We start from the raw sequence: 6,298 nt of genomic DNA, 5'->3' as shown, positions 1-6,298 counted from the left end.
GCTCGCGCGGTCCGGGTGACCTCCGCGTTCCGCACCACCGTGGGGTTGCCGGGCACGCTCGCCACGCGCCTGCAGCCCAATCATCCGACCGACGATCCGCGGGGCATCGCCGCGGCCACCCTCGACGGACTGCTCCTGGGCTCCGGCGACGCGGTGATCGGCGTCAACCCGGCGACGGACTCCCCGCACGCCACCTCGGACCTGCTGCATCTGCTCGACGAGATCCGGCAGCGTTTCGAGATCCCCACGCAGTCCTGCGTCCTGTCGCACGTCACCACGACGATGGAATTGATCGAGAAGGGGGCGCCGGTGGACCTGGTGTTCCAGTCCGTCGCCGGCACAGAGGGCGCCAACTCCGGTTTCGGAGTGGACCTGACGCTGCTGCGCGAGGCCAACGAGGCGGGCCGGTCGCTGCACCGCGGCACCGTGGGCGACAACGTGATGTACTTGGAGACCGGCCAGGGTTCTGCGTTGAGCGCGGGCGCACACCTGGGGACGGGCGGTCTGCCGGTGGACCAGCAGACCCTCGAGGCCAGGGCCTACGCGGTGTGTCGCGACCTCGAACCTCTGCTGGTCAACACCGTCGTGGGGTTCATCGGACCCGAGTACCTCTACGACGGGAAACAGATCATCCGCGCCGGACTCGAGGACCACTTCTGTGCCAAGCTCCTCGGGCTGCCGATGGGCGTGGACGTCTGCTACACCAACCACGCCGAAGCCGACCAGGACGACATGGACACCCTGCTCACGCTCCTCGGGGCGGCGGGCACCGCGTTCGTCATCGCGGTCCCCGGCGCCGACGACGTGATGCTCGGTTACCAGAGCCTGAGCTTCCACGATGTCCTGTACGTCAGGCAGGTGCTGGGACTGACCCCGGCTCCCGAGTTCGCGGCCTGGCTCGACTGTCTGGGCATGGTCGATGCGCAGGGACGGATCCTGGACGTCGACGCGACCGGATCTCCGCTCCGCGCTCTGACGGGGACGCGATGAGCGGGATCGAGCCGTCCTTCTGGGACGAGCTGCGTCGCAGCACCCAGGCGCGCATCGGGCTCGGCCGCACCGGTGACTCCCTTCCCACCCGCCGCGTCCTGGAGTTCCGGTCCGCCCACGCCGCCGCGCGCGACGCGGTGCACATGCCGCTGGACGTCGAGGCCCTCGCCTCGGAGGTGGACAAGCTCGGCATCGGGGAACCCGCCGTGGTCTCCTCGCAGGCCTCCTCGCGTGCGGAGTACCTGCGGCGCCCGGATCTGGGCAGGGTGCCGCAGGACCTGTCCTCGATCACCACGGGAGAGTTCGATGTGGGCCTCGTCCTGGCCGACGGCCTGTCGCCTCGAGCACTGATGGACCACGGCGCCGGGCTCCTCGCCGCGCTGGTGTCCGAGCTGTCCGAGCTGTACTCGATCGCGCCGCCGGTGATCGCGACCGAGGCGCGGGTGGCGCTGGGCGATCACCTCGCCCAGGCGATGGGGGCGCGCACGGTCGTGGTGATCATCGGCGAGCGGCCGGGACTGTCGGTCGCGGACAGCCTGGGGATCTACCTGACCCACCTGCCCGCGCCGGGCACCTCCGACGCCGGGCGCAACTGCATCTCCAACATCCACCCGCCGGACGGGCTGGGCTACGCCCGGTCCGCCCATATCGTCGCCCGGCTCATCGCGGGGGCCCGGGCGCTCGGCGCGTCCGGGGTGGCGCTCAAGGACACCTCGCGGGCGGTCGAGGTGGACGCCTCGGACGCGCTGACGATCGAGTAGCCCGGGCCCGTGGGCCTGCTTCTCAGGTCGCCGTGCCGAGAACAGCGCGACCTGCCCGACGTGCCGGGTGCTCACGTCGGCCCTGCCGGCAATCGCGGCGTCGACATCCGCCGTGGAGCCCCCGGGTACTGCTACCTGCGCTCGGTGTCTCGACTATGTCGCGAACGCCCTCGCCGAACGGGGTGAGCGGAGACGCGCGGCGTTGGCGTCGGCGAGCAGCGCGTCGACAGTCTCGCGGGCGCAGGTCTTGTTGGACCCGATGAACCCGCGGGGACCTCGCTTGATCCACCCGACCACGTAGGCGCCGGGGACCTCGGACCCGCCGGGGCGGTCGAGGACGCGGCTGTCTCGGTGGGGGATCGTCCCGGTGACGGGGTCGAACGGCACGCCCGGCACGGGCACTCCGCGGTATCCGACAGAACGCAGGACCAGTCCTGCGGGCAGAATTTCCTCGGTCCCCGGGCGGGGAACCGCTCGCACGTTCCCGTCCAGGCTCGTCAACTCCGTACCCGCGATCCGCAGTCCCTCGACGCGTCCGTCACCGACGACCTCCACGGGTGCGGTCTGGAAACGCAGGACGATCCGCGGCCTGCCCGTCCGTGGCGCGCGGGCGGCCACGTCCGCGAGGCAGTCGAGCATGAGGGATCTCTGGGGATCGGTCTCCGCTCCCGGATCGATCCCGTCCGGTGCGTCGACGCGCAGGTCGATATCGTCCCGCGAGGCCAGCCCGACCAGTTCGGGCAGGGTGAACGCGGCCTGCGCGGGCCCCCGTCGGCCCAGCACGACGATCTCGCGGACGCGACTGTCCCGCAGGGCCTTCAGGGCGACAGGTGAGATGTCGGTCCCGGCGAGGGACTCCGCGGGCGTGGCGAGGATCCTGGCGACGTCCAGAGCGACGTTGCCGTTGCCCACGATGACGGCACGCTCGTGGTCGAGCGGGACCCGGGCGTCGACGTGGTCGGGGTGGCCGTTGTACCAGGACACCACCTCCGTCGCGGACATGCTCCCGGCGAGCCCGGTGCCCGGGATCTCGAGGGGGCGATCGGTACTGGCCCCGGTCGCGTAGACCACGGCGTCGTGGTGAGCGGCCAGTTCGTCAACGGTGACATCCCGGCCGATCTCCACCCCCAGCCGGTAGGTGAAACCGGCTTGGGCCTCGATGAGCGCGAACAGGTCGGTGACCGACCGGGTCCGCGGGTGATCGGGGGCCACCCCGTGCCGGGCCAGACCGTGGGGGACGGGCAGGCGATCGAAGACGGTCACCTCGACGCCCGGCTGCCTGAGCAGCTCGTCGGCGGTGTACAGAGCGGCGGGGCCGGCTCCGACGATCGCCACCCGCAGTGGCTCCCCGGCGGGGCCGCGGCCCCGCTCCAGACGGCGGATCGGGGGGACCGGCGCCTGCGGTGGGTACGGGCGCGACGGCGTGCTCAGCACTGCGTTGAGGTCCAGGAAGACCTGCTCGCCCGGGGTGAGGCGGTCGTCGGGGACGATCGCCCCGACCGGGCACGCTCCCACGCACGCCCCACAGTCCACGCAGACGTCCGGGTCGATGTACAGCATCTCGGCGGTGGCGAAGTCCGGCTCGTCCGGAGTCGGGTGGATGCAGTTGACCGGGCACGCGTGGACGCAGGACGCGTCGGCGCAGCAGGCCTGCGTGACCACGTGGGGCATCAGACGGCGGTGGCGTACGAGACGGGCGGCTCGCTGCGGTAGCGGGAGGCGCGACCGTCGATCTTCAACGCCCGCCAGACCCGCCGTGCCAGCGGGTTCATCAGTCCGGACTGCTCGGCGAGCATGCGCACGTCGGAGAAGAGGTCGGACAGGAACTCGCGGGACCGCGGGCTGTCCCAGTACAGCTCGTCGATGACCTCGCGGGGAACGTCGAACTCCTCGCGGAACTCCTTGGTCGGCTTGAGAATGGCATCGCACAGCACCCGCATGATCACGGGGAACGCCAGGGAGACCGCGAAGATCTGACCGCGGCTCATCCGGGGCGCGTGGCGGGCGACGTAGGTGTGCGCAAAGGAGATGTGCCGCGCCTCCTCCGCCACATGGATCTCCATGATGCGGCTCAATACGGGCGGGAGCTCGTCCGCGCCGCGCAGGATCTGCTTCTGGGTGTGGTCGATCGGCTCCTCGCCCGCGAGAACGCCGATGAAGAAGCCCACCGGGGTGAGGGATGCGAACCACGGGATGATCGGGGAGACCCGGCGCATCCAGCGCGGCAGGCCGGGCACGTCGGCACCGATGATGTTGACGCCCTGCTGGAACATCTGGGTGTGGTGGCACTCCTCGGTCGCCTCGTGGGTGAGGTATCGGAACTCGGCCGACCCGTTGTCCAGGTTCGCGATGTACTGCATGATCCCGCGGATCAGGATGTTCTCGAACTGCAGGCCGACCTTCATGATGTTGGCCTGGCGCCACAGCCCGATCTCGATCTGCGTCTCGACGGGCAACGCCTGGTACCAGGGGTGGGCGCCCAGCGGGTCCACGTCCGCGGGCAGGACCCAGCGCTCGTCGGTGCGGTCCACGCGGAAGTCGGGGTGGTCCCAGGGGACGTCGACGAACGCGTCGAAGTGGCGCCTGACCGACGCCTCGGACAGGCGGAGCAGGGCGGCGTCGTACTCGGCGCGGGAGCTGCTCGGGGTCGGAGCCGAGGGTGAGGGGGCAGTGGTGGGCGTGGGTGCGGTCATGGCGATCCCTTTCGTTTCCGACGAGGTGGGTCGGAGAGAGCCTCGGAGTACAGAGTGACATTTGAGGTCTCTTTGTAACTGAGGCTAGGCAGCGCGGCCCTCCGTGTCAACGCCCGGGCGCCGACCGTCGCTGTCTGTCGGAGCCCGAGCCCCGTCGGGTCCTATGCCCCCTCGGGATGTCCCCGCCCACCACGGAGTTGTGGGCCGAGGTGCCGCCGGGCGAATTCGCGGGCCACGTCGGGGTCGTCCAGATCGATGGTCGTCGAGGGGGTGAGGACGAACGAGATCACCAGGCGGACGGCCACCTCGGCGGCCACCAGGAGTTCCTCGTGCGACCTGGAGTCGTCGAGACTCGTGGCCATCTCCGAGGCGAGGAACTCGGCACTGCTGCTGACCAGGGGTTCGGCCTGGACCGTGAGATAGGGGACGGCGACCTCGGGCTCGCTCTCCAGGAGGCGGTTGAGTAGGCCGTGCGCGCGCAGGGTCTCGACGGTGTAGAGGAACCCCTCGGTCAGCTTGGATTCCACGTCGTCGTACCGGTCGATCTCCTGCTTCAACCCGGCCAGGATGCGCCCGGACTCGCGCAGCAGGACGGCGTTGATGAGCTCCTGTTTGTTGGCGAACCGGCGGTAGAGGGTCATCCGGGACAGGCCCGACCGTTGCGTGATGTCCCCCATCGTCGACCGGGTCACGCCGAAGAGCTCGAACTGCCGCAGGGCCGCGTCGAGGAGCTTCTCTCCGATATCGTCGGTGGTGCCGCTCGGCCCGTGGCGGTCCAGGGCGGCGCGGATGAACGTCGCGGCGGTGAACGGGAGATTCGGGGGCATCGGTCGATTGTCCCCCACCGGGCGCGCTCGCGCCGCGGTGTGGAATGACCCGGTGTGGCTGACCCGGGACGCCGGGCCCGGATCGCGCCGTCAGTCGTCGAGAGCGCGCCGGAGGGCGTCGTCGATCCCGGTCATCTCCCACCCCGGGGGCAGCAGGTCCGGCGCCGGGCCGGCGGTCACCATCTCGTGGCGGAGACTCTCGATCAGCCCGGCGACGGTGCCGGCGTCCACGTCCATGAGGGGAGACAGTCCCGCCGCGACCAGATCCCATGGCACCCCGAACACCGGGACGCGGAGCGTCGGGAGTCCGGCGACCCGGGAGAACCGGCGGAGCAGCGCGGGGTAGGTGAGGGCCTCCCCGCACCCGAGGTCGCCGTGGCCGGTGCGGGGAGCCACCTCGAGGGCGTGACACAGGGCCTCGAGGACGTCACGTTCGGCGACGGGCTCGACGCGGCTCCTGCGCATCCACCGGGGGACCGGTTGGACCGGCAACCGTTCACACAGGGTGCGCATCATCTCGAAGCCCACCGAACCGGAGCCGAGGACGATGCCGGCCCGCAGGGTGAACACCGGCGTGGGCCCGTCCGAGAGCAGCTGCTCGACCTCGAGCCGGGAGGACATGTGGCGGGAGAGCTCCTCCCGGGGTCCTCCGGACGGAGCGAGTCCGGAGACGTACACGCAGCGACGGACACCGGCCGTGGCCATGGCCTCGCGCATCGCGGCCGCGCCCGCCGCGTCCTCGGCCCGGAAACCGGGCCCGGACCCCATCCGGTGGACCAGGTAGACGACCGAGTCCACCCCGGTCAGTGCGTCCGGCAGACATCCGGGGTCGAGGACGTCGCAGCGGACCGTCTCCACGCGGTCGCCCCACCCGTGCGCCCGCGCTCGCCGGGGATCGGTGACGCCGGCCCGGACGCGGTGCCCCCGGGCCAGCAGCGCGGGTACGAGACGCGATCCCAGGTACCCACCCGATCCCACGACGAGGACGGTCATCCCGCGTCGAGGTCCTGTTCGATGATGGCGGCGA

Annotated in this window: 6 protein-coding genes; 2 read left to right on the top strand and 4 right to left on the bottom strand. The window is 71.0% G+C overall.

Annotation, left to right across the window (positions count from 1 at the left end; all coding sequences use genetic code 11):
• Together G6021_RS09715 and eutC are read left to right on the top strand one after the other, a co-directional pair.
• Positions 1-990, top strand: a 990-nt coding sequence (locus G6021_RS09715; protein ID WP_241736503.1) for an ethanolamine ammonia-lyase subunit EutB, incomplete at its 5' end; no start/stop codon positions are given.
• Positions 987-1,751, top strand: coding sequence for an ethanolamine ammonia-lyase subunit EutC (gene eutC, locus G6021_RS09710; RefSeq protein ID WP_182610506.1), 765 nt, complete (start codon positions 987-989; stop codon positions 1,749-1,751). The genes G6021_RS09715 and eutC, both read left to right, overlap by 4 nt.
• 153 nt (positions 1,752-1,904) lie before the next feature.
• Here the strand turns inward: eutC and G6021_RS09705 are convergent, their stop codons facing one another.
• The 4 genes from G6021_RS09705 to G6021_RS09690 all read right to left on the bottom strand — a co-directional run bounded on the left by G6021_RS09705 (position 1,905) and on the right by G6021_RS09690 (position 6,264).
• Positions 1,905-3,422, bottom strand: a complete 1,518-nt coding sequence (locus tag G6021_RS09705) for an FAD-dependent oxidoreductase (protein ID WP_182641173.1) — start codon at positions 3,420-3,422, stop codon at positions 1,905-1,907.
• Positions 3,422-4,444, bottom strand: coding sequence for a diiron oxygenase (locus tag G6021_RS09700; RefSeq protein ID WP_182641172.1), 1,023 nt, complete (start codon positions 4,442-4,444; stop codon positions 3,422-3,424). Before G6021_RS09700 ends, G6021_RS09705 begins: the two co-directional genes overlap by 1 nt.
• Positions 4,445-4,605: 161 nt before the next feature.
• Positions 4,606-5,271: a TetR/AcrR family transcriptional regulator gene (locus G6021_RS09695; protein WP_241736502.1), complete on the bottom strand. Its 666-nt coding sequence runs from the start codon at positions 5,269-5,271 to the stop codon at positions 4,606-4,608.
• A 90-nt stretch (positions 5,272-5,361) separates the two neighbouring features.
• Positions 5,362-6,264 (bottom strand): NAD(P)H-binding protein, encoded by a 903-nt coding sequence (locus G6021_RS09690; protein WP_182641171.1) that lies wholly within the window; start codon positions 6,262-6,264, stop codon positions 5,362-5,364.
• Positions 6,265-6,298: the final 34 nt, after the last annotated feature.

Source organism: Dietzia sp. CW19 (assembly GCF_014145265.1).
In the GTDB taxonomy this organism is placed as follows: domain Bacteria; phylum Actinomycetota; class Actinomycetes; order Mycobacteriales; family Mycobacteriaceae; genus Dietzia; species Dietzia natronolimnaea.
This window is presented reverse-complemented; position numbering and strand designations above follow the sequence as displayed.